21 protein-coding genes and 1 riboswitch are annotated in these 26186 nt (G+C 65.9%); of the genes, 9 read left to right on the top strand and 12 right to left on the bottom strand.

Going from position 1 to position 26186, the window contains the following annotated elements; translation table 11 throughout:
- The 5 genes from LPJ38_RS19140 to LPJ38_RS19120 are packed head-to-tail and all read right to left on the bottom strand — an operon-like array spanning position 1 to position 6458.
- The gene (locus LPJ38_RS19140; protein ID WP_145627221.1) at positions 1–630 is read right to left on the bottom strand and encodes a precorrin-8X methylmutase; all 630 of its coding nucleotides are present in this window, start codon (positions 628–630) and stop codon (positions 1–3) included.
- Entirely contained in the window at positions 630–1793 is a 1164-nt protein-coding gene (gene cobG, locus LPJ38_RS19135; RefSeq protein WP_145627224.1) for a precorrin-3B synthase, read from the bottom strand. The genes LPJ38_RS19140 and cobG overlap by 1 nt, the downstream gene beginning before the upstream one ends.
- Positions 1790–5038, bottom strand: coding sequence for a cobaltochelatase subunit CobN (gene cobN, locus LPJ38_RS19130; RefSeq protein ID WP_145627226.1), 3249 nt, complete (start codon positions 5036–5038; stop codon positions 1790–1792). The genes cobG and cobN overlap by 4 nt, the downstream gene beginning before the upstream one ends.
- On the bottom strand, positions 5038–6087 hold the full coding sequence (gene cobW, locus LPJ38_RS19125) for a cobalamin biosynthesis protein CobW (protein ID WP_145627229.1): 1050 nt from the start codon (positions 6085–6087) through the stop codon (positions 5038–5040). Before cobW ends, cobN begins: the two co-directional genes overlap by 1 nt.
- Complete coding sequence (locus LPJ38_RS19120) at positions 6084–6458, bottom strand: DUF1636 family protein (RefSeq protein WP_145627232.1); 375 nt, start codon at positions 6456–6458, stop codon at positions 6084–6086. Before LPJ38_RS19120 ends, cobW begins: the two co-directional genes overlap by 4 nt.
- A 94-nt stretch (positions 6459–6552) precedes the next feature.
- Positions 6553–6774: riboswitch (cobalamin riboswitch) on the bottom strand.
- 40 nt (positions 6775–6814) lie between these two features.
- Between LPJ38_RS19120 and cobO the strand changes: the two genes are divergently transcribed.
- Together cobO and LPJ38_RS19110 are read left to right on the top strand one after the other, a co-directional pair.
- Positions 6815–7450, top strand: coding sequence for a cob(I)yrinic acid a,c-diamide adenosyltransferase (gene cobO, locus LPJ38_RS19115; RefSeq protein ID WP_061848750.1), 636 nt, complete (start codon positions 6815–6817; stop codon positions 7448–7450).
- A gap of 7 nt (positions 7451–7457) precedes the next feature.
- On the top strand, positions 7458–8906 hold the full coding sequence (locus LPJ38_RS19110; protein ID WP_145627234.1) for a cobyric acid synthase: 1449 nt from the start codon (positions 7458–7460) through the stop codon (positions 8904–8906).
- Here the strand turns inward: LPJ38_RS19110 and cobD are convergent.
- Together cobD and cbiB are read right to left on the bottom strand one after the other, a co-directional pair.
- Positions 8895–9860 (bottom strand): threonine-phosphate decarboxylase CobD, encoded by a 966-nt coding sequence (gene cobD / locus LPJ38_RS19105; RefSeq protein ID WP_167520173.1) that lies wholly within the window; start codon positions 9858–9860, stop codon positions 8895–8897. The two genes, LPJ38_RS19110 and cobD, sit on opposite strands and share 12 nt — an antisense overlap.
- An 11-nt stretch (positions 9861–9871) precedes the next feature.
- Positions 9872–10813, bottom strand: a complete 942-nt coding sequence (gene cbiB, locus LPJ38_RS19100; RefSeq protein ID WP_167520174.1) for an adenosylcobinamide-phosphate synthase CbiB — start codon at positions 10811–10813, stop codon at positions 9872–9874.
- Between the two features lie 122 nt (positions 10814–10935).
- Between cbiB and cobU the strand changes: the two genes are divergently transcribed.
- The 3 genes from cobU to bluB are packed head-to-tail and all read left to right on the top strand — an operon-like array spanning position 10936 to position 12850.
- Positions 10936–11439, top strand: a complete 504-nt coding sequence (cobU, locus tag LPJ38_RS19095; protein ID WP_167520175.1) for a bifunctional adenosylcobinamide kinase/adenosylcobinamide-phosphate guanylyltransferase — start codon at positions 10936–10938, stop codon at positions 11437–11439.
- A complete protein-coding gene (cobS, locus tag LPJ38_RS19090; RefSeq protein ID WP_145627241.1) occupies positions 11436–12218 on the top strand; it encodes an adenosylcobinamide-GDP ribazoletransferase in 783 nt (260 codons plus the stop codon). The genes cobU and cobS overlap by 4 nt, the downstream gene beginning before the upstream one ends.
- Positions 12218–12850 carry a 5,6-dimethylbenzimidazole synthase gene (gene bluB / locus LPJ38_RS19085; protein WP_145627244.1) on the top strand — a complete coding sequence of 211 codons (633 nt, stop codon included), beginning with the start codon at positions 12218–12220 and terminating at the stop codon, positions 12848–12850. Before cobS ends, bluB begins: the two co-directional genes overlap by 1 nt.
- Positions 12851–13066: 216 nt before the next feature.
- Here bluB and LPJ38_RS19080 read toward each other — a convergent pair whose 3' ends face one another.
- Positions 13067–14752 (bottom strand): ShlB/FhaC/HecB family hemolysin secretion/activation protein, encoded by a 1686-nt coding sequence (locus tag LPJ38_RS19080; RefSeq protein ID WP_145627249.1) that lies wholly within the window; start codon positions 14750–14752, stop codon positions 13067–13069.
- 125 nt (positions 14753–14877) lie between these two features.
- Between LPJ38_RS19080 and LPJ38_RS19075 the strand changes: the two genes are divergently transcribed.
- Positions 14878–17073, top strand: coding sequence for an ATP-binding protein (locus LPJ38_RS19075; protein WP_231088331.1), 2196 nt, complete (start codon positions 14878–14880; stop codon positions 17071–17073).
- Between the two features lie 958 nt (positions 17074–18031).
- Here the strand turns inward: LPJ38_RS19075 and LPJ38_RS19070 are convergent.
- Positions 18032–18559 (bottom strand): hypothetical protein, encoded by a 528-nt coding sequence (locus tag LPJ38_RS19070; protein WP_231088329.1) that lies wholly within the window; start codon positions 18557–18559, stop codon positions 18032–18034.
- A 399-nt stretch (positions 18560–18958) separates the two neighbouring features.
- Positions 18959–19888: a LysR family transcriptional regulator gene (locus tag LPJ38_RS19065; RefSeq protein WP_167520176.1), complete on the bottom strand. Its 930-nt coding sequence runs from the start codon at positions 19886–19888 to the stop codon at positions 18959–18961.
- A gap of 128 nt (positions 19889–20016) precedes the next feature.
- On the opposite strand from LPJ38_RS19065, the gene LPJ38_RS19060 reads away from it, so the two are divergent.
- Entirely contained in the window at positions 20017–20955 is a 939-nt protein-coding gene (locus LPJ38_RS19060) for a ring-cleaving dioxygenase (RefSeq protein WP_145627253.1), read from the top strand.
- Positions 20952–21578 (top strand): alpha/beta hydrolase, encoded by a 627-nt coding sequence (locus tag LPJ38_RS19055; RefSeq protein WP_145627257.1) that lies wholly within the window; start codon positions 20952–20954, stop codon positions 21576–21578. Before LPJ38_RS19060 ends, LPJ38_RS19055 begins: the two co-directional genes overlap by 4 nt.
- Before the next feature lie 37 nt (positions 21579–21615).
- Here the strand turns inward: LPJ38_RS19055 and LPJ38_RS19050 are convergent, their stop codons facing one another.
- Positions 21616–22590, bottom strand: coding sequence for a magnesium transporter CorA family protein (locus tag LPJ38_RS19050; RefSeq protein ID WP_145627261.1), 975 nt, complete (start codon positions 22588–22590; stop codon positions 21616–21618).
- A gap of 607 nt (positions 22591–23197) precedes the next feature.
- Here LPJ38_RS19050 and LPJ38_RS19045 point away from each other — a divergent pair.
- Positions 23198–24049, top strand: a complete 852-nt coding sequence (locus LPJ38_RS19045) for a dienelactone hydrolase family protein (RefSeq protein WP_158644723.1) — start codon at positions 23198–23200, stop codon at positions 24047–24049.
- A gap of 604 nt (positions 24050–24653) precedes the next feature.
- Here the strand turns inward: LPJ38_RS19045 and LPJ38_RS19040 are convergent.
- The gene (locus LPJ38_RS19040; protein WP_145627269.1) at positions 24654–26150 is read right to left on the bottom strand and encodes an ABC transporter substrate-binding protein; all 1497 of its coding nucleotides are present in this window, start codon (positions 26148–26150) and stop codon (positions 24654–24656) included.
- Positions 26151–26186: the final 36 nt, after the last annotated feature.

Raw genomic sequence — 26186 nt, 5'->3', positions numbered from 1 at the left:
CTATTCGCTCCGGCTCGCCAGTGCGTTGACGGCAGCAACCGTGATCGCGGAGCCGCCGAGGCGGCCTTCGACCGTCAGCGCCGGCACGGGCGGATCGGCCATCAGCGCGGCCTTGGATTCGGCAGCGCCGACGAAGCCGACGGGACAGCCGATGATCGCCGCCGGCCGCGGGCAGTCGCGGTCCTCCAGCATGTTGAGCAGATGAAACAGCGCGGTCGGCGCGTTGCCGATCGCGACGATGGCGCCATCGAGATGCGGCCTCCACAGCTCCAGCGCGGCGGCCGAGCGCGTGTTGCGCATGGACTGTGCCAGTGCGGGAACGGCGGGGTCACCGAGCGTGCAGATCACGGCATTCGCCGCCGGCAATCTCGCGCGGGTAACTCCCTCCGAGACCATGCGCGCGTCGCACAGGATCGGCGCGCCCTTCTGCAAGGCCACGCGCGCGGCGGTCGCCATGCCCGATGTGAAGCGGATATGCGCCTCGAGGCCGACCATGCCGGCGGCATGGATCATTCGCACCACCACCTGCTCTTCGTCCGGCGTGAAGCGGGCAAGATCCGCTTCGGCGCGGATGGTCGCGAACGATTGCCGGTAGATCGCTGCGCCGTCGGTCTCGTAACTGTGCGGCATCAGTGCCCTCCCACCAGGATGGAGGGATCGCTGACGATGTCGGCGCCGTTCAGACCGCGCAGGGCGGGCTCGTCGCGCGTCGAGCCGCCGCGGACGAGATCGAAGCCGGTGCCGGTCGCAATCAGCGTCACCGCGGCCGTGCCGGAATGCGCGCAGCCCTTTGCGCAGCCGGAGACGTGAAGCCGCGTCTCGGGCGCAATGCGCGGCGCGAGCGCGGCGGCGAGCGCGCGCGTGTCGGCGTGAGCCTCGCGGCAACGCGGCGCGCCACTACACGCAATGACGCGCAGCGCGGGATCGTGCGGCGCGGTGATGAGACCAGCCCCGCTCGGCATCTCACGCTTGCCTTCGCTGAGGACCATCCGCCACGGCGTCACGCGCAGGGCATGGCCGCAACTCGAAAACTGATGCAGCGTCGAATGCAGCATCTGTCCGAATGCAACTCCGACCAGCGCGCCCTGCGGATAATGTCCGGGCCGTAGCGCGGCCATCACGGGCGCCGGCTCGGTTTCGCCGCGCAAGGTCCCGGGCAATGCCGCACCGGACGCGATGTGGGCCGCCATGCGCCCTCGCCCGCCCGTGATGCCGTCTGACGTGACGAACCAGCTTGCGAGTGCGAGCGCCGTCGATACGGCCGCGCCGCGTCCGACGGAGCGGCCGAGCCTCGCACCATCGGCGCGGACCAAGAGCCGGCCGCTGCGATCGCGCTCGATCCGCACGTCGGCGGAATCGCCGGCCAGCACGCGCGACCTGCCATCGTCGATGGCGAAGCCGAACTTCGTGGGAAGTGTGAGCTTGCTGTCGGCAAGCGCCTCTTCCAGCTCGGCTGCGAGCGCCTGCGTGTCGTCAGCGCTGCTCCAGAACGGCGTCACCAGGATGTTGCGGCGCGCTTCGGTCGCCTGGTCGGGATCGAGCAATCCCAAGCGCGCGAGACCGTCGAGCAGCGGTTGATGGCTCTGATCGTTGACGCCCCTGATCTGCAGATTGGCGCGGCTCGTCACGTCGATCAGGCCGTTGCCGTGCCGTTCGGCAAGCTCCGCAAGGCCCGCGATCTGCGTTGCCTCCAGCCGTCCGCCGAACGGACGCACGCGGACCACGAGGCCGTCGCCCGATTGCATCGGCCGCAGCGCGCCGGGGCACCAGCCCTTGACCGCAGACGCATTCATGAGGCCTCCCGCAGCGCAGCCGCAATCGAATTGCGGCGCGTTCGCCAGAGCGAGGCCTCGTGCAGGCGGGTGAAGCACGTCTCCATCGCGGCCAGCGCCGCCGGATTCTCGCGCGCCATGAAGGCGCGGACGTCGTCATTGCCGAGCGTCGCATCGTAGTAGAGATCGAACAGATGCGGCGGCACGGCGTCGGCGAGATGCGCAAACGCGGCCATGTGCTCGAGCGTTGCCGTGATCTCGGCTGCGCCGCGAAAACCGTGGCGCATCATGCCGGCGATCCAGGCCGGATTGGCGGCGCGGGCGCGGACGACGCGCGAGATTTCCTCGGTCAGCGTGCGCGCGTGCGGCTGGTCGGGCCGCGTCGTGTCGAGGCGATAGAGCGATGGTCCTGCCGCACCGAGATGGGCAGCAGCGGCGGCGACGCCGGCTTCATGCGCGGCATAATCGGCGGCGAGCAGGAGATCGGTTTCGGGCAGGTCCTGCACATGGACGAAAGCGTCGGCGGAGGCGAGCCGCGCCTCGATGCCGGCGCGATCCGGCTGCATCGCGCCATCCGCCTGGAATGCCCAGGACGATGCCGACAGCCAGGCTTCGCCGGCGGCATCACGCGTCTCGGGCGTGAAGGCATCAGGGATCGCCGACAGGCCAACGCCATATTGTCCGGGACGCGGCGCGAACACTCGCGATGCGCGGTGACGATAGGGATTTTCGTCGCCCTCATCCTCCCGGCTCGCGAGTGCCTCGGCGGCGGCTTCGAACAATTGCGCCAGGCCGGAGAAGACGTCGCGGAACAGACCGGACACCCGTAGCGTGACGTCGATGCGGGGACGCCCGAGCTCGGCCGGCGCGATGATGTCGTAGCCGGTGACGCGGCCGGAGGCGTGATCCCAGCGCGGCGCAAGGCCGGCCAAATGCAGCGCCATCGCGAACTCCTCCCCCGCGGTGCGCATCGTCGCCGAGCCCCAGAGATCGACGACGAGGCCCTTCGGCCAGTCGCCGTGATCCTGCAAATGACGGCGCAGCAGCTCTTCGGCAAGCTTGATGCCCTGCGCGTGCGCCGACGGCGTCGGCACCGCGCGCGGATCGACGGCGAAGAGATTGCGCCCCGTCGGCAGCACGTCCTGGCGCCCGCGATAGGGCGAGCCCGACGGCCCCGGCGCAACGCGCTGCCCTGCGAGCGCGGCACGCAACGCATCGCGCTCTGCCTCGCCGCAGGCGCCGCGACCGAACACATGCAGGCCAGCGCCGAACTGGCTTTCCTTGAGGTCGCAGACGAAGCGGTCGATCCGCGGAATCGCTTCGGCCGGCGCTGCCGATGCATCGAGGCCGAGATCATCTTCGAGGCCTGCGGCGCGCGCCTCGTCACGGATCGCCGCGATCAGCCGCTGGCGGCGCGCGGGATCGAGACCATCGGCCGTCGAATATTCGTCGAGCAGGCGTTCGAGCCGGCGCAGGCCTTCCGGCACGACGGACGCTGCAAGCGGCGGCGGCAGGTGACCGATGCTGACGGCACCGATGCGCCGCTTGGCCTGCGCGGCCTCGCCGGGATCGTTGACGATGAAGGGATAGATGATTGGGAGATCGCCGATCAGGGCCTCCGGCCAGCAGCCCGACGACAGCGCCACGGATTTTCCGGGGAGCCATTCCAGCGTGCCATGCGCGCCCATGTGCACCAAGGCATCGCGGCCCTGCTCCCGAAGCCAGAGATAGAACGCCACATAGCCATGGCGCGGCGTGCGGTTGAGATCGTGATAGTCGCCATCACGCGTCGTCGCGTCACCGCGCTCGGGCTGGACCGCGAGGATCGACTTGCCGCACGCGATAGCTGCGAAGTGGAACGCACCGTCGCGGCAGCTCGGATCATGCTCCGGCGCGCCCCAGGCTTGCGCGAGATCGTCCTGCAGGGATTTCGGCATGCGCGAGAGCGCCTCGCGATAATTCGCAACGCTCCAGGTGAGCTGCTGCTTTAGCAGCATCTCGCCGAGCGCGTGGACTGGCACAAGATCGAAGCCGACCTCCGCGAGATCGGATACCAGGGCCTCGACGGATGCCAGCGCATCGAGACCCACCGCATGCGCGATCTGATGCGGGCGCCCCGGATAGTTCGACAGCACGATCGCCAGCCGCTTCTCACGCGCGGGCTTCCCAGCAAGACGCCGCCAGGCGGCAACGCGCGCGGCAACTGCGTTCACACGTTCTTCGTCGGGCCGATGGGCCAGATGCGAGAATTGCAGATCGGGGTCGCGCTCCGCAGCGGATTTGAAGCTCACGACGCCCGCGAACAGACGGCCGTCGACTTCGGGCAGCACGACATGCATCGCGAGATCGCCGGGCGAGAGGCCGCGCAGCGAGTCCGCCCAGTCCTCCCGCCGCGCCGTCGAGAGCGCGACCTGGAACACCGGACAGGACGCGCCATCGAATGGCGTTGTGCCGTCATCACCCAGGGCCGAGAACGCGGTCGCATTGACGATCGCCGCCGCAGGATTTTGCGCCAGATGTGCGCGCAGCCAATCGGCAACGCCCGGGGCTTTCAGCGAGGTGACGAACACGCCATAGGCGTCAAAGCCCTTCGCACGCAGCGCGGCGATCAAGGCGTCGACCGGGCCGGTGTCGGCAGCGGTGAGATAGGAGCGATAGAAGGTCACCAGCGCCCGGGGCTTGCCCTCGCCGCTCCCCGGCGCAGCAATGACGCCGCGCGCGGGATCATAGAATCCCATCTCCGGCACGGTCATCTCGCCGACGACCGGCCCTGCATAGAGGCCTGAGGCCAGCGCGAGCTGCGCGATCGCCGCTTGTGCCGCAACCGGGCCACCGGTGTCGCAGAGCACCTTGAGCCGGCGCAGCGTCGAGACCGGCAAGGTGGAGTAAGCATCGAGCCGCGTGTCGTCGCGGCCGTCCGCCGGCAGCACGGCGAGCACGATGCCCCGATCCTTCGCCAGTTGCTGGAGCGCTGCTAGTCCATACGGCCAGTAGGACTCACCGCCGATCAGCCGCACCAGAATGCCGCGCGCCTGCGACAGCGTGCGCTCGATATATGTGTCGACCGACAGCGGATGACGCAGCTCCGCCAGATTGGCGAGCCGCAGCGACGGCAGGCTGCTGCGGCCACGCCGCCAGCCGGCCGCGAACGCGGCAAGGTCGGAATCCGAATACGAGAGCACCACGAGATCGGCCGGGTCCTGGCCGATGTCTCGTGGCGTCGCGGTCTCCTCCAGACCGCGGCTCTCGCGGAAGACGACGTGCATCAGATACCAGATCCCAAGAGACCAAGTCCCGCCTTGATCGCGGCCTCGTCGATATCGCCGTGCTCGCCGATCACGACGAGCTTCGACTGCCTGACACCTGCGCCCCAGGGCTTGTCGAACTGATGGCGCACGCGCTCGCCGACCGCCTGCAGCAACAGGCGCATCGGCTTGCCTGCGACCGCGATATAGCCCTTCGTGCGCAGCACATTCTGCTCGCGCGCCAGCTTCTGGACGGATGCCACGAGCGCATCGATGTCGGCCACTTCGGGCAGGTCGATCACGACGGACGCAAAGTCGTCGTGCTCGTGCTCCTCCTCGCCGTCATGATGCGATGGACGCGCGGCGAGATCGTTCTCCGCGGCAGCGCCCAGCCCGAGGATGACGCGCGCATCGATTGCACCGTCGGTGACGGGCAGCATCGGCACGGAGCGCGGCATCTCGGCGATGATCGCGGCCTTGGCGGCTTCGATCCCTGCGCTGCCGGCAAGATCGGCCTTGGTCAGCAGCACGATGTCGGCGCAGGCGATCTGGTCCTCGAACACTTCCGACAGCGGCGTCTCGTGATCGAGATTCTCGTCCGCGGCGCGCTGTGCTTCCACCGCAGCCGGATCCGGCGCGAAACGGCCGGCAGCGACGGCTTCGGCATCGGCCAGCGCGATCACGCCGTCGACCGTGATGCGCGAACGGATCTCCGGCCAGTCGAACGCCTTCAGCAGCGGTTTTGGCAGCGCCAGGCCCGAGGTCTCGATCAGGATGTGATCGGGCCGCACCGGGCGCGCCAGGAGCTGCTCCATGGTCGGAATGAAATCGTCGGCGACGGTGCAGCAGATGCAACCATTGGCGAGCTCGACGATGTTCTCCTCCGGACAGTTCGCGTCCGCACAGGACTTCAGAATCTCGCCGTCGACGCCCTCGCTGCCGAACTCGTTGACGAGCACCGCGAGCTTCTTGCCGCCGGGATTGGCGAGCAGATGCTGGATCAGCGTCGTCTTGCCGGAGCCGAGGAAACCCGTGACGACCGTCACCGGGACTTTTGTGAGCGAGTTCATTCGGCGGCCTCCGGCACGGCGGGAATCGGGGGAATGCGGGCAAGCGATTGCTTGCGGAAGATTTCGGGGCGGCTGCGCCAGGGCACGAGCCCGTCGGGCGCGGCCGCATAGGCCGCAGCGCCCGCGACCACGTCACGCGCATTCACGTCCGACAGGCGGCCATAGACATAGGACCAGCGGCCGGGCGCGCTGAGCGCGACCGAACAGCCCTGGCTGCAGGCCGACAGGCACTCGACCGGAACCACATTGACGCCGTCGGGCACGCCGGCGTCGAGGATCGCGCCATGCAGGCGCTTGCCGGGCGTGGTCTCGCCCTCGCCGAGCGTCTCGCCGGCGCGGCAGGTAATGCAGACGTGAAGTGTAACCGTCATCGCCTCTTCCAGAATAAACAGCGGGAAGCGAAGAGGCGCACGGACCGCATTCGAAAGGCCCGTTTCCCCGTCGCGGAACACCCCGTCCGCCGGTCCAAAATCGTCCGCGCTGGCAGGTCTCCCGGCTTGCGGAGCAGGGTTTTGCCCTTCGATCCCCGCCTTCCCGATTCCCTCTCGGGAGTCAGTGGCTTCGGGCATCTCTCCGGTCACGGTCGCGGGGGCGGCTGCATTTTGGACCCAAATCTTGTCGATTCGGGCCCTATCGCATTCCCTCTTCGCCTGTCATAGGACAGGAACCAACGCCGGCCCACCATTTGCCGCCGGCCGCCACTTGTCAAGCCGAAGGACCGGGACCGATGACGCCTGAACCGGAGACCCAAACGGGCGAGGAAACCGACGCCCGCCACGCCCAAAAAATGGCGAAGAAGAAGGCCGCCCGCGACAAGATCATGGCGACCAAGAGCGGCGAGAAAGGCCTCATCATCGTCCACACCGGCGCCGGCAAGGGCAAGTCCTCCTCGGCCTTCGGCATGATCGTCCGCTGCGTCGCCCATGGCTTTCCCTGCGCGGTGGTGCAGTTCATCAAGGGCGCATGGGATACCGGCGAGCGTCGGCTGCTCACCGGCCATTTCGGCGACCTCTGCCAGTTCCATGCGATGGGCGAAGGCTTCACCTGGGAGACACAGGACCGCGCTCGCGACATCGCCGCCGCGCGCGCCGGCTGGGAGAAGGCCAAGGAGCTGATCCGCGATGCAAACCTGCGCATGGTCGTGCTCGACGAGATCAACATCGCGCTGCGCTACGACTACCTCGACATCGCCGAGGTGGTCGAATTCCTGACGACGCAGAAGCCTGAGATGACGCATGTCGTCCTCACCGGGCGCAACGCCAAGGACGAGCTGATCGAGATCGCCGATCTCGTCACCGAGATGACGCTGGTCAAGCATCCGTTCCGCTCCGGCATCAAGGCGCAGGCCGGCGTCGAGTTCTGAAGGTACGATGGCGCGCGCATTGATGATCCAGGGGGCCGGCTCGGACGTGGGCAAATCGCTCATCGTCGCGGGCCTGGCGCGCGCCTTCACGCGGCGCGGCCTGCGCGTGCTGCCGTTCAAACCGCAGAACATGTCGAACAACGCGGCCGTCACCGTCGATGGCGGCGAGATCGGCCGCGCCCAGGCGCTGCAGGCCCTCGCCGCCGGCGTCGAGCCGCACACCGACATGAATCCGGTGCTGCTCAAGCCGGAGACGGATGTCGGCGCGCAGGTGATCGTGCATGGCAAGCGCATCGCGACGGCGCGGGCGCGCGACTATGCGGCGATGAAGCCGTCATTGATGGGCGCGGTGCTGGAGAGTTTCGAGCGCTTGAAGACGCGCGCCGATCTCGTGCTGGTCGAAGGCGCCGGCAGTCCGGCCGAAGTGAATCTGCGCAAGGCCGACATCGCCAATATGGGCTTTGCACGCAAGGCGGACGTGCCGGTGGTGCTGGTCGGCGACATCGACCGCGGCGGCGTCATCGCCCAGCTCGTCGGCATCAAGACGGTGATCGACCCCGACGATGCCGCGATGATCCAGGGCTTCGTCATCAACAAGTTCCGCGGCGATCCCACGCTATTCGACGACGGCTATCGGCTGATCGAAACGAAGACCGCCTGGCGCGGGTTCGGCGTGCTGCCCTGGTTCGCGCGCGCCGGCGAGCTGCCGGCCGAGGATGCGCTGGGCCTGAGTGACGCGCGCAAGCCGGGCCAGTGCAAAATCGCGTGCCTGGCGCTATCGCGCATCGCCAATTTCGACGATCTCGATCCGCTCAAACTCGAGCCGGGCGTCGATCTCGTGATGGTGCGTCCGGGGGAAGCCATTCCAGGCGACGTTCGCCTCGTCATCATTCCCGGCTCCAAATCCACCCGCGGAGATCTCGCCTTCCTGCGAGCGCAGGGCTGGGACATCGATATCCTCGCCCATCACCGCAGGGGCGGCCACGTGCTCGGCCTCTGCGGTGGCTATCAGATGCTTGGGCGCAGCGTCGCCGACCCCGAGGGCATTGAAGGCCCCGCGGGCGACACGTCGGGCCTCGGGCTGCTGGATGTCGAGACAGTGATGAGTCCACAGAAGACGCTGACGCGCGTCGCCGCCGTGCATGCCGCAACGGAGCAGCCGATCCAGGCCTATGAAATCCACATCGGTCACACCGACGGGCCCGATCGTGCGCGGCCGTTTGCGAAGCTGAATGGTGAGCCGGAAGGGGCGATCTCGCGCGATGGCCGCGTGCAGGGCAGCTATCTGCACGGCCTTTTCACGTCGGACGAGTTCCGCAAGGCGTATCTCGCCAAGCTCGACATTCCCGCAGGGGACGAGCCTTATCATGCCAGGGTCGAGAGCGCGCTCGATGCCTTCGCCGATCACATCGAGAAACACCTCGACGTCGACGGCCTGCTCGCGCTAGCGCGCTAGAGCTTCGGCAAGACGCGTCCATTCAACTTCGCTGCCGGGAAGCCCGAGGCGTAGCCATGTCGGGTTCTGCGCGAAAACGCGGGACCAGATCTGGCCACGCGCGAGCTTTTCCTGGGCGACCAGTGCGTCGGGCGTTTCGTACAGCCGAAATAGCGGCCCACCACCAACGAGCGTCCAGCCCTTCCCGCGCGCCATCTCATCGAGACGTCCACAATCGCGAACAAGTCGCGCTGACGTGGCCTCGGCCCAGGCATCGTCACGCAAGGCGCGGCTGCCGATTGCGATCGCCGCGCCCGAGACCGGCCACGGGCCCGACAGCGCCGCGAGCTTGCCGATATCGTCTGCGTTGCTGATAGCAAAACCCAGCCGCAAGCCGGCAAGTCCGTAAAACTTTCCGAACGAGCGTAAGATCAGCAATCCCGGCCGATCCGCCTGAGGCGCGAGCGACAGCTGCGGAAGCGCGTCCGCAAAACTCTCGTCGATGACGAGACGGCCGACGCGCGGCAGCAACGCCAGCAAATCTCGTGGCGCAGAGCACCGGCCATCGGGATTATTGGGATTGACGAGGATGGCGAAATCCGCGCCAGCCAGTGCGTCGGGCTCCCTGACCTCTTCGACCTCCCAACCGGCAGCCGACAGCACTCCGGCATATTCATTGTAGGTCGGCGCCAGAATGCGCGCACGGCCGGGCGGCGCGAGCTGCGGCAGCATTTGAATCGCGGCCTGCGCGCCGCCGATCGCGACGATCGGCGCGTTCGTGCGATAGGCGTGTCGTGCCGCCTGATGCAACGTCTCGGTCTCGGCGTGCGACGGCAGCGCACTCCATGCGCGCGCGCTCACCTCGCCCACGGGATAAGGCAACCGGTTGATCCCGGTCGACAGGTCGATCCAGTCTTCCGCGCGGCCGCCAAAACGCTGCTGGGCCAGATCGAGATTTCCACCGTGCTCGCGCATGCCCCGTTCTTTCACGCGAAGGCCAGGATCGCAAGCACGCCGGCGAGCAGCAGCATGGCGCGGCGATACACCGCCAGCCCCTCGTCGATATCGGCGGCGAGCGGATCGCGCGCGCCTTCGTTGAGCCACGGCTCGTTCGTGATGCTGCCGTGATAGATGCGGGGGCCGCTGAGCCGCACTCGAAGCGCGCCGGCCATGGCTGCTTCGGGCCAGCCGGCGTTGGGCGAGCGATGACGTCGCGCATCGCGCGTCATGCATGACAGCGCTTCGGATCGGCGCGGCGCCAGCAGCACGAACAGGAATCCGGTCAGGCGCGCCGGAATGAAGTTGACGACATCGTCGATGCGCGCCGCGGCCCAGCCGAAGGCTTCGTGCCGTTCGCTGCGATGGCCAATCATCGAGTCCAGCGTGTTGATCGCCTTGTAGCCGAAAATGCCGGGCAGGCCGAACAGCGCGCCCCAGAACACCGGCGCGACGATGCCGTCGGATGCGTTTTCCGCGAGGCTCTCGATCGCCGCGCGCGCGATGCCGGCTTCGTCGAGCGCTGCGGGATCACGACCGACGATGCGCGAGACCGCGGCGCGTGCGCCAGCCATATCGCCGACGCTCAAGGGCTTTGCGACGGCAGCCACATGATCATGCAGCGAGCGTAGCGCGACCAGCGGCCAGGCGAGGATGCCGACCAGCACGATCTCGATCCAGCCCGAGGCAAGCACTGATTGAAGGACCCAGCCGAGTACAACGGCAAGCGCGATCACCACGAGCGTGCCGGCAATACCTGCGGTGCGGCGAAGCCATGGCGGATCGGACGCGCGATTCCAGGCAGTATCGATCGCATTGATCAGCCGGCCCAGCCAGGTCACGGGATGGCCGAGCCGCGCGAATAGCGGGTCCGGCCAGCCCAGAAGGGCATCCACCGCCATCGCCACCACCATCGCGCCCGCAAAGCTCACACCTGCCTCCTGTCCCGCCCCTGTTGCGCAAAGCGAGGGCGGAGCGCAAGCCCCTGCCCGCCTGATTTCGGCTTTGTCTTTGGTCCCGTTTGGTGATTAGTGCTGCCGGCAGGAGACCTTTCATGGCCGTCATCTTGATCACGGGCGGAGCGCGATCGGGCAAGAGCCGGCGTGCGGAGACGCGCACGCAGGCCTTTCCCGGGCGGCCAGTTTATATTGCCACGGCCGAGGCGCTCGACGCCGAAATGGAGGATCGCATCGCAACGCATCGCGCGCGACGCGGAGCCAATTGGATCGAGCGCGAGGTTCCGCTCGATCTGGTGCAGGCCCTGGTCGAAACCGAGGGCGGCGGCGCGAGACTGGTCGATTGCCTGACGTTGTGGCTGTCCAACCTGCTGCATTCCGAGCGCGACTGGTCGCGCGAGGTAACGCGCCTCGCTGACGTTCTCCCTCGCTTGCGGAGTCCGGTCATCATGGTCACCAATGAGGTCGGCCTCGGTATCGTGCCCGACAATCCGCTGGCGCGCGCCTATCGCGATGCTGCCGGGGTCATGAACCAGACGTTCGCCGGCGTTGCCGACGAGGTCGAGTTCGTGGTCGCCGGCCTGCCGATGAAGTTGAAATGATGCCAGGCGTCGAGACGATCCGGAATGTCGTCGCCGATCTCAGGCTGGCGGCATCCTTCGTCACGATCCTTCCCGTCGCATCGTCGAAGCCCGCAGGCGACGGCGCCATCGCGCGCGCGACATGGGCGCTTCCGGTCGCAGGACTCCTGGTCGGCCTCGCCGGCGCGTTGGTCTACAAGGTCGCCATCCACGTCGGGCTGACGCCGAACCTCGCCGCCCTCCTCGCACTCGCCACGACCACCCTCATCACCGGCGCGCTACACGAGGACGGGCTTGCCGACACCGCCGACGGGCTCGGCGGCGGGCGCACGCGCGAGCGCAAGCTGGAGATCATGCGCGACAGCCGGATCGGCACTTATGGCGTCTGCGCGCTGATCATGTCGTTCGGCCTGCGTTGGAGCGCGCTTGCGGCAATCGCCAATCCCTGGGCCGTTACGCTGGCGTTGTGCGCCGCGCACACCGCTGCCCGTGCGGGCGTGCCGGCCTTCATGTCGCTGGTGCCGCCGGCGCGACCGGATGGATTGTCGGCAAGCGCCGGAGCGCCGCCGGGCCGCAGCGTCGCGATTGCCTTCGGCGTCGGCACGCTCGTTCTCGCGCTCACGCTCGGGCCGGCCAAGGCGCTGGTCGGCCTGATCCTGCTGGCGCTCGCCGGCCTTCTGCTGGCGCGGCTTGCCATCCGCCAGATCGGCGGGCAGACCGGCGACATCCTCGGCGCGTTCGAGCAGACAAGCGAGATCCTGATCCTGCTGGTCGCGGCTTCCTTCCTGTCGGGGCGATGATGGTCGAGTTCGATGACACCTTCCGTCAGCATCTGCGCGAGCTGTTCGTGTGGCGCCGCGACGTGCGCCGCTTTCGAACCGACCCTTTGCCGGCGGGCGCCATCGATCGCCTGATCGAGACCGCCTGTCTTTCTCCCTCGGTCGGCCTCAGCCAGCCCTGGCGCTTCGTCATCGTCGACGATGCCGCACGCCGCCGCGCCGTGATCGAGGACTTCAAGACGTGCAACGCCGATGCCTTGAAGGCCTATGCCGGCGAGCGCGCGGCGCGCTATGCGACGCTGAAACTGTCGGGCCTCGAGCAGGCACCCGGCCACCTCGCCGTGTTCGCGGACAAGGCCAGCGACATCGGCCACGGCCTCGGCCGTGCCACGATGCCGGAGACGACGGATTATTCGGTGGTCGCCGCGATCACCGCGATGTGGCTGGCCGCACGTGCCGATGGGATCGGCATCGGCTGGGTGTCGATCCTCAATCCGGACCGCATTCAGGCCATCCTCGACGTGCCGCGATCCTGGAAGCTCATCGCCTATCTCTGCATCGGTTATCCCGAAGCCGAATGCGACCGGCCCGAGCTGGAGCAGGCGAAATGGGAGCATCGGCGCGGCGCGGATGAGTTCACGTTGCGGCGGTAGCGCTCGCACAATCCGTCGTCGAGCCACGGTGTTCGTGTCCCGGACGCGGTGCGGCACGCAGTGACGCTCCGCAGAGCCGGGACCCAGGAGACTGGCACTTGCCGCTGCATGGGCCCCGGCTCTGCAGCGCACCGCCGAAGAGGCGCTGCGCTGCGTCCGGGGCACGAGATCGAGACTGTCGTGCAATGATCGCGGAGTGTGCGGCGTAGCCCGCCGCTACGACTTGCTCCTGCCGTCCACCGCCACCACGGGCGCGGGGATTTCCTTCTGAAACATCAGCAACGGCCGGAAGATGACGCGGCCATAGGCCTCGTAATGGTTCTGGGTCGACACCGCCATCTTCAGCGGCGTCGCGTAGTTCGCCTCGAAGGTCATGCCCGGCACGTAGGTCCAGGAGAAGCCGACGCCGACCGAAGCGAGCTCGGTCACCCCTGGGAATGTCGAGTACACCGCGCCCCAATCCGTGAAGACGTAGGTGTCGAAACCCCTCAGCCATTGCGACCAATTGTAGTGCAGCTCGGCATTGAAATAATAGCCGCTGTCGCCGGAGGCCGAATTGGAGGGATAGCCGCGCACGGTGGTAGGGCCGCCGATCGAGAAGATCTGGCTGCCGGGCAGCAGCTTTTCCTGGGTGTACTGCCAGCTCGCCAGCACGTTGGCGCTGAAATTCGCCGGGCCCGCGGCGCTGGTTGCGAGCAGCGAGCCGGTATAGGTGTTGAACGTGCGGTTGCCGCCCAGCACGTGATCCTGCCATTCGATGTAGTTCACGGCGGGCGAAACTGTGATCGAATAGGCGTTGCCGGACTTGGTCACGGAGAGACCGGCGGTGGACCTGTCGTAGTGATCGTCGGTGACGGCGACCGTGGCGAAGCGGCTCACCGTCTTGCCCTCGGTCAGGGCGGCGTTGACCAGCACCAGCCAGTCCTGCGTCACCCAGACCGGCTGGCTGAAATTGACCGAGGCCTGGCTCGAGCGCCCGGTGACGTCGAGCGCGACGAACGGACCCTGGATGATCTTGATCTTCCCTTCGGTGTAGCTGACGCCGAGCCGCCCGCCCCAGGGATTTACCGGAATGCTGTAGGAGGCGTTGCCGTTGAGATTGCCGTCGGAGCGGACGCCGTAGAAGGTCAGGCGGTCGTCGACGCCGAACAGACCGTGACGCTTGTAGAAGGTGCCGCCTTGCCAGCGGCCGGTGTTCTCCACGCCCTGGTTGTCGACGAAGAGCTGCCAGGTGTCGACCGGCGGCTCGATCACCGCGAACTGGAGGTCGGTCAGGCCGAAGCTCGTGCCGGGCTGGAGCAGCGCCTTGATCTGCACGTCGTTGGTGCGGTTGAACCAGATCACGTCGCGATTGAGCTTGGGAACGTCCAGGACCTCGCCTTTGGGCTCCTTCACGCGATCGAGGATGTAGTCGGTGCGGGTTTGCTTATTGCCTTCGACGGTCGTCTTCTGCAGCCGGCCTTCGGTGAGCTTGACGCGTACGATGCCGCCCTTGGCGTCCTGGTCCGGCAGCGTCGCAATGCCGGTGACGATCCCGCGTGCGGCGTAGATGGCGTTGATGTCGGCGACGAGCTGCAACAGCGCGGCGATGTCGACGTCCTTGCCGACATATTTCTTCGCGATCTCGTCCAGCTCGGCCGGCGCGATGAACTTGGACTCGTCGAAATTGACCTTGCGCAGGCGGAATTTCGGCCCGCCCGGCTTCAGGAGCTGCGACTTTTCCCGCTCGCCGCCGATCACCGCCGGCCCCGTCAGCTTGGGCGGCGCGCTCTGCTGCTCGAGCAGCCGGCGCTGGCGGTCGACGTCGTTCTGGATCACGCCCGGATTGATCGATTGGGCCCGCGCAGAGGCGATGCAGGATGCTGCCAGCCCGACCGCCCATGCTGCCCACAGAATCCGCATGCCCAAGCCCGTCATCATGCCTGTGCCAGACGACCAATTGCGGGCTTCGACGTCTGGATCGCCGCATCCTTCCAGCCCGGACGTCCCGCTCGCTGTCCTACTTCTTCGGCGACACCGAACCGTTCATGACCCTCGCCACGCGCGGCACCGGCCGCGCTCCGGATGTGATCGTCGCCGAGGTCAATCTGCGCTTCATCTGGGACCTCGTCACCGGGATCAGGGTCGGCAACACCGGCAAGGCCTATGTGGTCGACCGCATGGGCGTGTTGATCGCGCATCCGGATTTGTGGCGGGCGCTCCAGCGCAGCGATCTCTCGGGACATGCCGACGTCCGCGCCGCACTCGACGGCGTCGGGCCGCCCTCGGGCGGCCTCGTCAAGGAGGATCTGTCAGGCCAGCGCGTGCTGTCGACCTATGCGACGGTGCCCTCGCTCGGCTGGCTGGTGTTCGTGGAACTGCCGCTCACCGAAGCCTACGCGCCGATCTATGCGTCGATCGGGCGCTCGACGTTTCTGCTGGTCATCCTGCTGGCCTGCGCGGTGCTGGTATCGCTCTTTCTCAGCCGGCGCATGACCGTGCCGATCCAGATGCTGACGCAAGGCGCGAAGCGGATCGGCAGCGGCGATCTCGGCCAGCGGCTCGCGATCAACACCGGTGACGAGCTGGAGGCGCTCGGCGACCAGTTCAATCGCATGGCCGCGCATCTGCGCGAGTCCTACGCCACGCTCGAACGCAAGGTGGTGGAACGCACCTCCGAGCTCGAGAAGGCCAGGGATCACGCGCTGGCTGAGCACGACGCTGCCGAGCGCGCGCGTAGCGCCGCCGTCGCGGCCAACGAGACCAAGTCGCGCTTCCTCGCCGTCGTCAGCCACGAGCTGCGCACGCCGCTGAACGGCGTGATGGGCATGCTGCAATTGCTGAATGACGGCGGCCTCGGCGAGACCCAACGGCGCCATCTCGCCACCGCCGCCGCATCGGGCGAGACGCTGATCGCGCTGGTCGATGCGGTGCTGGAATACGCCCGCCTCGAGGCCAGCACCGAAACGCTGGAAACGCGGGATTTCCGTCTCGACCAGCTCATCGAGGCCGCCGCCGACCTGATGCGCCCCCAGGCCGTCGCCAAAGGCTTGACCTTCGACCTCGCCTGCGATGCCGCGGTCAACACCGCCGTGCATGGCGACCCCGTCAGGCTCAATCGCATCCTGCTCAATCTGGTCGGCAACGCGATCAAGTTCACCCCGAGCGGCGGCATCGGCTTGAGCGCGGCAGCCGAGCGGCACGACGATCAGGTCCTGCTGCGCATCAGCGTTCGCGACACCGGCATCGGCATCGCGCCCGACCTGCACGAGCGGATCTTCGAGGATTTCGTCCAAGCCGACGACAGCATCGCGCGTCGCTTCGGCGGCACCGGCCTTGGCCTTGCAATCGCACGCCGCCTGACCCGCCTGATGCGCGGCGAGCTCACGGTCGAGAGCGCGCCGGGCGCAGGCAGCACCTTCACGCTGCAAGTGCCGCTCAGCCTCGCCGCGAGTGGTCTCGCACAAGGCCCGCTTCCGCCGCCATCACGCCAGCTCCACGTGCTACTGGTCGACGACGACCCCGTCAATTGCGAGGTCGGCGAAGCCATTCTGAACAGGCTCGGCCATCGGGCCATGATCGCGAGGAACGGTACGTCCGCGATCGAACTCGCCCGCGACCAGGTGTTCGACGTCATCCTGATGGACCTGCACATGCCCGACATGGACGGCGTGGAGGCGGCATCAAAGATCGGCAAGCTCGGTCTCGCCAGGATGCCGCGCATCATCGCCGTGACCGCCGACGTGTCCACCAGGGCGCGCGAGCGGCTCGCCGGCGCAGGGATCGCCAAGGTCGTGAGCAAGCCGATCCTGATTCACGCGCTGCGGGAGGCGATCGAGGATGACGCGCAGATTGAGCCCGCAACCGCGCAACTCGCTGCCGACGAACTGATCGACCGGCGCTTCCTCGACGATCAGCGCGAGCTGCTCGGTCCTGCCCAGATCGACAAGCTCCACCATCTGCTGGGCGAGACCAGCGCGAAATTGATCGGAGACATCACCAAGGCGGCGGCAAACGGCGATCACACGCAGCTCGCGCGATCTGCGCACCAGCTCGGCAGCGCGGCGAGTGCGCTCGGCCTCGTCCGCCTGTTCGAACGCAGCCGCGATGTCGAGCTGGCGGCGGCCGCGATGACCCCTGGCGAATGCCTGTGTGCCGCTCGCGAACTCGCCGCGCTGCGGGAAGCGTCGATGCACGCGCTTGACGATCTGCTGCAGCCGGCCGAGCAGCGCTCGCGGAGCTGACCCTACGTCCGTATGGTCACGTCATACCCGCGCACAATGGCGACGGCCAAAGCTCCATGCTACCTATGAACGCACAGTGAAAAGCAACGGAACCGGGCCCGCGAGCCGGCAGTTGCAGGACAAGTCGGCGGCGTAACGCCCGCCGGCCTGTCTCTCGTCGAACGGCGCGACGCCGCTCCGGTACTTGATCTACTGTCACACTTGGCTGCAGAGAGTACGCCATGAGAAACATCGCCGATCTCCTCGCGCGGTTTTGGCAAGGGAGCCAGCCTGCATCCGATCCTCGGGCTGCGGCTATGGCCGAACACCGAGATCAATCCAGCATGGCCGATTTTGTCCGCATTCTGCAGGCCTACGATCAAGGCCAGTGGGGCGACCGCGTAAGTCCGTGAGCAGTAGCGCAATAGTCTCGGGCCACTCGCCGCGGACGAATAGATCGACCAGTCCTTTCTCGACGACCAGCGCGAGTTGCTCGGCGCCGCGCAAATCGACAAGCTCCATCATCTGCTGGGCGAGACAAGCGCAAGGCTGATCGACGACATCACCAGGGCGGCGGCGACCGGCGATCACAGGCAGCTGGCACGATCCAGCGCACCAGCTCGGCAGCGCGGCGAGTGCGCTCGGCCTCGTCCGCCTGTTCGAGCGCAGCCGCGATGTCGAGCTGGCGGCGGCCGCGATGTCACCTGCCGATCTCGAGGTGCTGCGCGCGAAGTCGCTGAGCTTCAGCAGGCGTCGGTGCAAGCCTGAATGATCTGCTTGAACCTGCCGATCAGCGATCGGTCAGCTAGATTTGCTCAGGTTGGCGTTCTCAAGCGTCCAGCTGGCCGAGCGAAAGATCAATCCCACGACGCCAGCCCATTCTTCAGCAGGTCGCTCGGCCGGCAATGCGTTGCCGGCCGAGCCAACGCGCTTCCCAAGGGATCGACTAGCTTCGTGCGGGACCTGTCAGCATTCGCCGTCACGAGCCCGAAGTTTTAACGACCAGCTTTATATTGAGCAGGTTGACGCCCTTGAATGGGTTCGGCGCGCTTTCGATTGTTCCGGTGCCCGTTGCGTTCGCATAGGCACCAGTGCCCGACAGGATCGTGTATTCGCCCGTTGATTTGCCGTCTTTGGCCGATCCGGTGTAGCGCGCCGTAATCGAGCCTTCCTCGAACGTGTAAGTGCTATAGCCGAAGAAGGGGCCCGACCCTTTGAGCAAGTCCGAAGCATTGACGAACTCTTTCACGCCGATACGCCCATCGCTGAAGACGGCGACGCCAAAGAATTTCCCGGACACGACCGTCTGTCCTTCGACGTTTGCGGCTTCTATGACCTTGAGGTCGAGCGGCTTGGTGACGAGCTTGAACTCGAGCACCCGCTCGCCGGCTACGGCGGTTGACGCCGCGACGGCCAATACCACGCCAGAAAAGAAAAAGGTGAGAGACTTCCGCATAGCTTCCTCCTGCGCTTGTTGAAACCAAGTCGAGAAGTGCGGGCTGCTCATCGAGCCAGGCTCTTCGCGGTGGCATGGAAGAGAGCCCTCGGCAACGCCCCGACAGCGGCTGAACTCTCTCTGTCCTGAGGCGCGAAGTCGGGACGCGAATATGAGTCCCAAGCCACGGGAAGAAAGTTCAAGTTTCCGCTGCGGTATATTCGTATCTAACCACTGCGCGGGACTCTCAGCACAGGCACAATCATCATGGCCTCTGCTGGTTGCCGAACTTCATCTTATCATTCGCGCAAGAGCAATTCCGAGGAATCACTGTCAACAACGTTGACAATGGGAGAACCCATGCCGCTCACAATTTCAGCGCCAGATCCCTAGACTGGCCGCCGGGTAGTTCGCCTTCATGATTTATGGTGACAGATCGCTGCGAGCCGTTGCCCCGGCAGATTCGTGGCTTCACGGCCCAGCCTCCACACGTCTGCGCCCGCTAAGTTCCTCATCCTCGCGCCCAAACCGCTCCACCAGAAAATCGATGAACAACCGCACCTTCAGCGACAAATGCCGCGTCGGCGGATACACCGCATAGAGCGCGAGCGGCGGCGCAGAATAATCATCCAGCACCGTTCGCAGCTCGCCCTTCTTCAACGCATCGGCCGCAATGAACTCCGGCAGCAGCGCGAGCCCCCTGCCCTTGACCGCGACGTCGCGCAGCACCTCGGCATTGTTGACGCAGAGCGACCATGCCGGCTGGATCCAGTGATCGCCGTCGCGGCCTGTGAGCTTCCACTGATTGCCGGTGAGCAGGAAACCGTAGGTCAGCGAGGCGTGCTCGCGCAGATCCTGCGGATGCTTTGGCGTGCCGTGCCGCGCGAGATAATCCGGCGAGGCGCAGATCATGCGCGCCACCGGCATGATTTTTCGCGCGATCAGGCTGGAGGATTCCAATTCCGCGATCCGCAAGGTCACGTCGAAGCCGTCCTGGACGGGATCGAGCAGGTCGTCGCTGAGCACGATCTGGAGCTGGAGCTCGCCATAGCGCGCCATGAAATCGGCGAGGATCGGCCCGAGCCGCATCGTGCCGAACGACATCGGTGCGTTGACGCGCAGCAGGCCGCGCGGCGCCGATTGGGCCTGCGCCACCGCCTGGTCGGCGGCCTCGATCTCCGAGAGGATCACGACCGCGCGCTCGAAATAGCGCTGGCCGTTCTCGGTCGGGCTGGCGTGCCGGGTGGTCCGGTTCAGGAGCTGGACGCCGAGGCTCTCCTCGAGGTCGGCGATGTATTTGCTGATCGCCGAACGCGACAGCCGCAGCTGCCGGCCGGCCTCGGCAAAGCTGCCGCTTTCGACCACCTTCACGAAGGCCCGCAGGCTGCCGAGCTTATCCAAGGGCCGGCTCCGATAATTGTTTCCAAATCGTAGACATAGCCGTCATATTTGCATGGATTGTCTCCAATCTAAAGCGGAACGATATTTCCCGCCAGAGCAAGACCGCTCCCCGAATTTGGAGGACGACAATGTCTGGACTGCACCATGTCACCGCGATCGCCGGCGATCCCATCCGCAATTTCGGCTTTTACACGCGGGATCTCGGGCTCCGCTTCGTCAAGAAGACGGTCAATTTCGACGATCCCGGCACCTATCACTTCTATTACGGCGATGAGACCGGCCGCCCCGGCACCATCCTGACCTTCTTCCCATGGGCTGGCGTTCCGGCCGGGCGCCGCGGCGTCGGCGAGACCCATCAGACCGCCTTCCGCGTGCCGCAACGCTCGCTCGGCTATTGGACGCAGCGCTTCACCGAGAAGGGCATTCGTTACGAGGCGCTGGAGAAGCGTTTTGGCGAATCCGTGCTGCCGTTCACCGATCCCGACGGCATGGCGCTCGCGCTGGTCGGCATTCCCGGCGCCGAGAACGAGCCCGGCTGGAGCAATGGCGACGTCCCGGCCGAGCACGCGATCCGCGGCTTCCACGGTGTGACCCTGCTGCTCGACAGCGCGGCGAAGACGGCCGCCGTGCTCACCGACGTGTTCGGCTTCAAGGAGAGCGGACGCGAGGGGTCGGTGATCCGCTTCAAGGCGCCGGGTGACGTCGAAGGCAGCGTGGTCGACATCTACGAGGCCAAGGGTTTCCTGCGCGGACATCAGGGTGGCGGCTCGGTGCACCACATCGCCTTCCGCGCGGCCGATGATGCCGAGCAGGGCAAGATGGCGCAAAAGCTCGTGAGCAATCACGGCCTGCACCCGACCGAGCAGAGGGATCGCAACTACTTCCGCTCCATCTACTTCCGCGAGCCCGGCGGCGTGCTGTTCGAGATCGCAACCGACATCCCCGGCTTCGCCGTCGACGAACCCGTCGCGACCCTCGGGCGCGACCTGAAGCTGCCCGTTTTCCTCGAACAGCATCGCAAGCAGATCGAAGGCGTTCTGCCGAACCTGGAAGAGACCGCATCATGACCGAAACTGCATTCATCCATCGCTTCGAGCCCGCGACCAGCGCGGGCTCCCCTCCACTGCTGCTGCTGCACGGCACCGGCGGCGACGAGAACGACCTGCTCGGGCTCGGCCGGATGATCTCGCCCGGCGCCGCCCTGCTCTCGCCGCGCGGCCGCGTGCTCGAGCACGGCATGCCGCGTTTTTTCCGCCGTCTCGCCGAGGGCGTGTTCGACGAGGACGACGTCCGCCGCCGCGCGCACGAGCTCGGCGAGTTCGTCAAGGAGGCGCGGCAGCGCTACGGCATCGCCGCGCCGGTCGCGGTCGGGTTCTCCAACGGCGCCAACATCGCCGCGGCGCTGTTGCTGCTGGAGCCGGACGTGCTTGCAGGCGCGATCCTGCTGCGCGCCATGGTACCGCTGTCGGATCCGCCGAAGGCGAACCTTGCGGGCAAGCCCATCCTGCTGTTGTCCGGGCAGGCTGATCCGATCGTGCCGGCCAGCAATTCGGCAAAGCTTGCGGCCCTGCTCGCGCAGGCAGGCGCGCGCGTGACCCACAAGGTCCTGCCGGCGGGCCACCAATTGTCGCAAGCCGACGTCACGCTGGCCCGCGACTGGATCGGCAGCGTCGATGCCAAGGCCGCATGAACGAACGGCGGCGCATCGTCTTGCGATGCGCCGCCTCTCACTCGAACCAGCCGCGCCGCTTGAACCAGATCAGCGGCAGCACGCCACTGGCAATCACTGCGAGCCAAGCCAACGCATAGCCGAACGTCCATTCCAGCTCGGGCATGTACTTGAAGTTCATGCCCCAGATGCCGACGAGGATGGTCGGCGGCACGCCCACGACGGAGACAATGGTCAGGACCTTGAACAGCTCGTTCTGCTGGATGTTGATGAAGCCGAGCACCGCATCGAGCAGCAGCTGGATCTTGTCGGACAGGCGCGTCTCGTAGTCGCTGAGCGACACCACATCCTTCGACACGGCATGAAGGCGCGTCTTCGACGCCGCCGTGATCCACTCACTCCCGACATCGCCGGCAAATGACGCGATTCGGCCGACGCCGAGCAGGACATCGCGCGCCTTGGCCAATCGATCGGCGAGCTCGCCGATGTTCTCCAGCGCCTCGCGCATCCTGCGGCTGGAGCGCACCGGACGCTGGGTGCGGACGAGCCCGCCCCTGAAAACACCCCGCGAAAGCGTGTCGACCCTGGCGCCGAGATGCTCCAGCACGTCGGCGCCACGATCGATCATGGCTTCGAGCAGGCTGGTGAACACGCACATGCCGTTCTCCAGGCTGTCGTCGGAGCCGATGCGCTTGCCGATGTCATCGAAGATCGGCAGCTCGGCAAACCGCACCGTGACCAGCACGTGCGGGCCGATCACGAATCCCACCGGCGTGATCTCGGCCTCGTTGTCCTCGGTGAGCCTGACCGCCGGCGCGCTGAGATAGAGCGTGCCGTGGTCGCGGATCAGGCGGCTCGACGCCTCGATCTCGCTGAGAGACTCTTCGGAAGGAATGCGGATCCCGAGCAGCCGTTCGACGAACTGCTTTTCCTCGTCGGTCGCATTCAGGAGATCGGCCCAGATGATCTCCGAGGGCATTTCCGCACCGATATTCCGCCAGTCGTCGGACGGCCATCTGTATAGTTTGAGCAAGCACCGAACTCCGTGGCGGCCTCGTCATGCCGAATGGTGCATGGCCGTCATCCGCCGACTAACGCATGGGGGGTCCAAACGTTCAATGGCGTTGTGGAGCGCAGCTTCCTCTCGCTGGCTTATCTCAGCCCGGCCTCCACTTACTCCTTCATTTTGCCACACGCTCCGGTAGTATCGAAGGAATGCTATTCCTCAAAGCGATCCTTCTCAAAGGGGCGAACATGCGGCTGACCCTTACGGTGTTTATCTTAAGCGTCGCCACTATCCCAGCTTTGGCACATGACATCCTACGAAGATCGGAGGGCGTTGGAGTACAGCTCCCTCGGGAGGTCGTCGCTCGTCTTCCAGCTCCTCAAAAACCCGGTGACATGCGGCGGGCGTATCTCAAAGATCACGAAAAACGGACAAAGTGATGTTCTTCAAACAACAGAGACTGTGCTGCCGCTGATCCATCATGCGAATGTACCAGAGCTTATGCGTATTGATTGCGACGATCGCCTACGCAACAGCGACTGGGCACTGTCAGACGATTCAGTCATACTCCACCGCGGTCACCTTTCAATCCGCCACCTACAGAGACATGAGCCAGGTCCTGGCGCGAGAGGCTATGGCCGCATCGGTGACGGTCCAGGCCACTCTCGGCTTTCCCGAACAAGTGAAGGATCACTATCCCGCAGTAATCGTGGTTCACACACTCGCCGGCTATCGCGATGTGAACGAAGGCTATGTTGCCGCCGAATTGCGCAAGGTTGGCTTTGCCACATTGACTTATGACAGCTTTGCCGCGCGCGGAACTACGGGCGTAGCCCTGCAAGGGTCACCCGGTTATCTGGCGATTGGAGTTGCGGACGCATACGCCGCGCTGCGACTTCTTTCCCGCGAGCCTCGGGTCGACGCCAAGCACATTGCGATCATCGGGTTCTCATACGGCGCCGAGGTTGCCCACCTCACCGCCTTCGAAGCGCTGCGGTCGGCGCTCAATCCCGGACCTGACCAGTTTGCCGCCCACGTCGCATTCTATCCCAGCGGCACTTTTGGCGCGGTCGCCGAACCCGGTGCCTATACCGGCTCCCCGGTCCTGATGTTGCTCGGCGACAAGGACGACAACCTGCCGCCGGCAAAGATCGAGAGCTATCTGGCTTACGCCAGCGCAGCTGGAGTGCCGGCTCCGATCCAGAAGGTGGTCTATCCAGGCGCCTATCATGCGTGGACAGTCCCCGATCTCGCCACCGCCCGCTTTTACCCGGACTTAGTCAGCATAAAAAAATGTCCGTTCTTCCTGCTCAGCCCGAAGCGGCCGGCCTTGCTCATCGACGGCGAGGCGAAGCCTTTCGACCCTTCCGCCTTTCGCGCCTGCCTCGCCGCAGCGCCCGGCTACTCGATGGGATTTGACGCGGCGATTCGCGACAAATCCATTGCTGATACGATTTCCTTCCTTCAACAAAACGCGCGCCGGTAGAAGTAACGGCGTCTTTGCTGCACTTCTGACGGCGCACATCGTGATGCCCACCTCGGATGAGGGCATCCCGCGGGCTCGGCCACGTGTCCGCGCTACCATTAAGGCAAGGGCAAACCCGGCGGCGGCTTGCGCTTGTTGGAGGCCTGCTCATAAGCAAGGATCGGGAGGCCGGCCAGCTTCCGCCAAGCGGATGGTTTTGTGCCGTCGAGTTCGCCGGCGGTCGCCAGCGCATCAGGGTTGACCGCGCGCACAGCGTTGAGTGCCCATTGACCACGGCTTGGACGAGATCGCCCATTGATGCATCGTCGAGTTCGAGTGGCACCAGCGCCTCGGCCCTAACGGCCGCCGCGGTGCTACCGGTATCGCGGCGGCACGGCTCGTTCACGGCTGCCTCGCCTGACGGCGCGTCCCTGATCGACGATGACATCATGCCGGTGTTTTGCCCGACGGGTCAACGTCCGAGCGCATTGCGCAGACCATGACCTGCGCAACGCGCAAGTCATTGAAATGACTATGCCCGGCTACTGTGCATGGGGTTGTTTTTCATTTTTGTTTGGAGCTGCTCTCTCCGGGAGCGGAGAGGACACAGCAACCGCCCGCACCCCTACTCCCAATACCAGGTCGAGAAATCGTTCTCGTATTGCGGGACGTCCTTCCAGACGCCCTTGAGCTTCTTGTTGGTGATGGTGATGAGCTGCGGCTGATAGAGGTAGGCGGAGACGGCGTCGGTCGCGAGCATGCGCTGGGCGTCGCCGAGCAGCTTGGCGCGAGCGGCCTCGTCAGGGGTCGACACGATCTCCTTGTAGAGTGCGTTGAACGCCGCGTTGTTGTAGCCGAGATAGTAGTCCGGCTCGGTGATCTTGACGAGATCGAACGGCTCGACATGGCTGATGATGGTGAGATCGAAATTGTGCGGTCCGTTGCCGGCGAACACCTGAGAGAGCCACTGCGCCCATTCGACGTTCTCGATCTTGGCGACGATGCCGACCTTGGCGAGCTGGGCCGCGGCGATCTCGCCGCCCTGCCGTGCATAGGACGGCGGCGGCAGCTTCAGCGACAATTCGAGCGGGGTGGTGACGCCGGCTTCCGCGAGCAGCTTCTTGGCCTTCACGGGGTCGTAGGGGTTGATGCCGGTGGTGTCGACGTAGCCGAGCGCGCCCGGCACATAGAAGCTGCCGATCGGCGTGCCGAAACCGTCGACGGCGCCGTCGATCATCGCCTTGCGGTCGATCGCGGCAAGGATGGCGCGGCGGACACGGACGTCGTCCAGCGGCTTCTTGCGATGGTTGATCGCGACGATGGTCTTGGCCCGCGAGCCGCCGACCTGGACGTTGAAGCGCGGATCGGCCTTGAACTGCGCGATGGTGCGCTGGGCCGCAACGCGCGGGAACGCATCGACGTCGCCCGAGAGCAGCGCGGCGGTCTGCGCCGCGGGATCAGAGATGAAGCGGATCGTTACCTTGGACAGCTTGATCGCGGCGGCGTTGCGGTAGTCGGCCCATTTGGTCAGCGTGATCGAGGAGCCCTTCGCCCAGACCCCTAGCTGATAAGGCCCGGTGCCGACCGGCTGCGTGATGTTCGTCGCCGCGCTCTTCGGTTCGACGATCGAGCCGCCCGCCTGCCCGAGCAGAAACGGCAGGTTGGGCTCGCCGTACTTCATGGTGATCACGATAGTGTCGGCGTCGGACGCCTCGACCTTCTCGAAGGCCTGGTACAGGCTCTTGTCCTTGTTGGTGCTGGTCGGCGCAGCGTTGCGCTCGAACGAGAACTTCACTGCGGCGGTGTTGAACGCTTCGCCATTGTGGAATTTGACGCCCTTGCGCAGCTTGAACGTGTAGGTCTTCAAATCGGGCGAGGCGGTCCAGCTCTCGGCCAGCAGCGGCGAGACCGAGCCATCCTCGTTGATCTTGGTCAGCGTCTCGTAGATGTTGTAGAGCGTGACCTCGGCGATCGCGGCGGCGGCGGCATTGGTCGGATCGAGCCCCGGCGGCTCCAGCGCCATCGCCATCACGACGCTGTCCTTCTTGCTCTGCGCCAGCACCGGCAGAGGCGCCGCGACCAGCGCGGCGGCAAAGGCGACGATCGATAATTTCCTGAACATGCGCAACTCCCCGGCCATCTCTGATCTCTAGTACGC

Source organism: Bradyrhizobium daqingense (assembly GCF_021044685.1).
In the GTDB taxonomy this organism is placed as follows: Bacteria; Pseudomonadota; Alphaproteobacteria; order Rhizobiales; family Xanthobacteraceae; genus Bradyrhizobium; species Bradyrhizobium daqingense.
Note: the sequence above shows the minus strand (reverse complement) of the source record. Positions and strands in the feature narration are given on the sequence as shown.

Excerpts from the sequence above, each read along its gene's own strand:
- LPJ38_RS19140 (WP_145627221.1), bottom strand. The coding sequence starts at position 630 with ATGCCGCACAGTTACGAGACCGACGGCGCAGCGATCTACCGGCAATCG.
- cobG (WP_145627224.1), bottom strand. The coding sequence starts at position 1,793 with ATGAATGCGTCTGCGGTCAAGGGCTGGTGCCCCGGCGCGCTGCGGCCG.
- cobN (WP_145627226.1), bottom strand. The coding sequence starts at position 5,038 with ATGCACGTCGTCTTCCGCGAGAGCCGCGGTCTGGAGGAGACCGCGACG.
- cobW (WP_145627229.1), bottom strand. The coding sequence starts at position 6,087 with ATGAACTCGCTCACAAAAGTCCCGGTGACGGTCGTCACGGGTTTCCTC.
- LPJ38_RS19120 (WP_145627232.1), bottom strand. The coding sequence starts at position 6,458 with ATGACGGTTACACTTCACGTCTGCATTACCTGCCGCGCCGGCGAGACG.
- cobO (WP_061848750.1), top strand. The coding sequence starts at position 6,815 with ATGACGCCTGAACCGGAGACCCAAACGGGCGAGGAAACCGACGCCCGC.
- LPJ38_RS19110 (WP_145627234.1), top strand. The coding sequence starts at position 7,458 with ATGGCGCGCGCATTGATGATCCAGGGGGCCGGCTCGGACGTGGGCAAA.
- cobD (WP_167520173.1), bottom strand. The coding sequence starts at position 9,860 with ATGCGCGAGCACGGTGGAAATCTCGATCTGGCCCAGCAGCGTTTTGGC.
- cobU (WP_167520175.1), top strand. The coding sequence starts at position 10,936 with ATGGCCGTCATCTTGATCACGGGCGGAGCGCGATCGGGCAAGAGCCGG.
- cobS (WP_145627241.1), top strand. The coding sequence starts at position 11,436 with ATGATGCCAGGCGTCGAGACGATCCGGAATGTCGTCGCCGATCTCAGG.
- bluB (WP_145627244.1), top strand. The coding sequence starts at position 12,218 with ATGGTCGAGTTCGATGACACCTTCCGTCAGCATCTGCGCGAGCTGTTC.
- LPJ38_RS19080 (WP_145627249.1), bottom strand. The coding sequence starts at position 14,752 with ATGCGGATTCTGTGGGCAGCATGGGCGGTCGGGCTGGCAGCATCCTGC.
- LPJ38_RS19075 (WP_231088331.1), top strand. The coding sequence starts at position 14,878 with ATGACCCTCGCCACGCGCGGCACCGGCCGCGCTCCGGATGTGATCGTC.
- LPJ38_RS19070 (WP_231088329.1), bottom strand. The coding sequence starts at position 18,559 with ATGAGCAGCCCGCACTTCTCGACTTGGTTTCAACAAGCGCAGGAGGAA.
- LPJ38_RS19060 (WP_145627253.1), top strand. The coding sequence starts at position 20,017 with ATGTCTGGACTGCACCATGTCACCGCGATCGCCGGCGATCCCATCCGC.
- LPJ38_RS19055 (WP_145627257.1), top strand. The coding sequence starts at position 20,952 with ATGACCGAAACTGCATTCATCCATCGCTTCGAGCCCGCGACCAGCGCG.
- LPJ38_RS19045 (WP_158644723.1), top strand. The coding sequence starts at position 23,198 with ATGGCCGCATCGGTGACGGTCCAGGCCACTCTCGGCTTTCCCGAACAA.
- LPJ38_RS19040 (WP_145627269.1), bottom strand. The coding sequence starts at position 26,150 with ATGTTCAGGAAATTATCGATCGTCGCCTTTGCCGCCGCGCTGGTCGCG.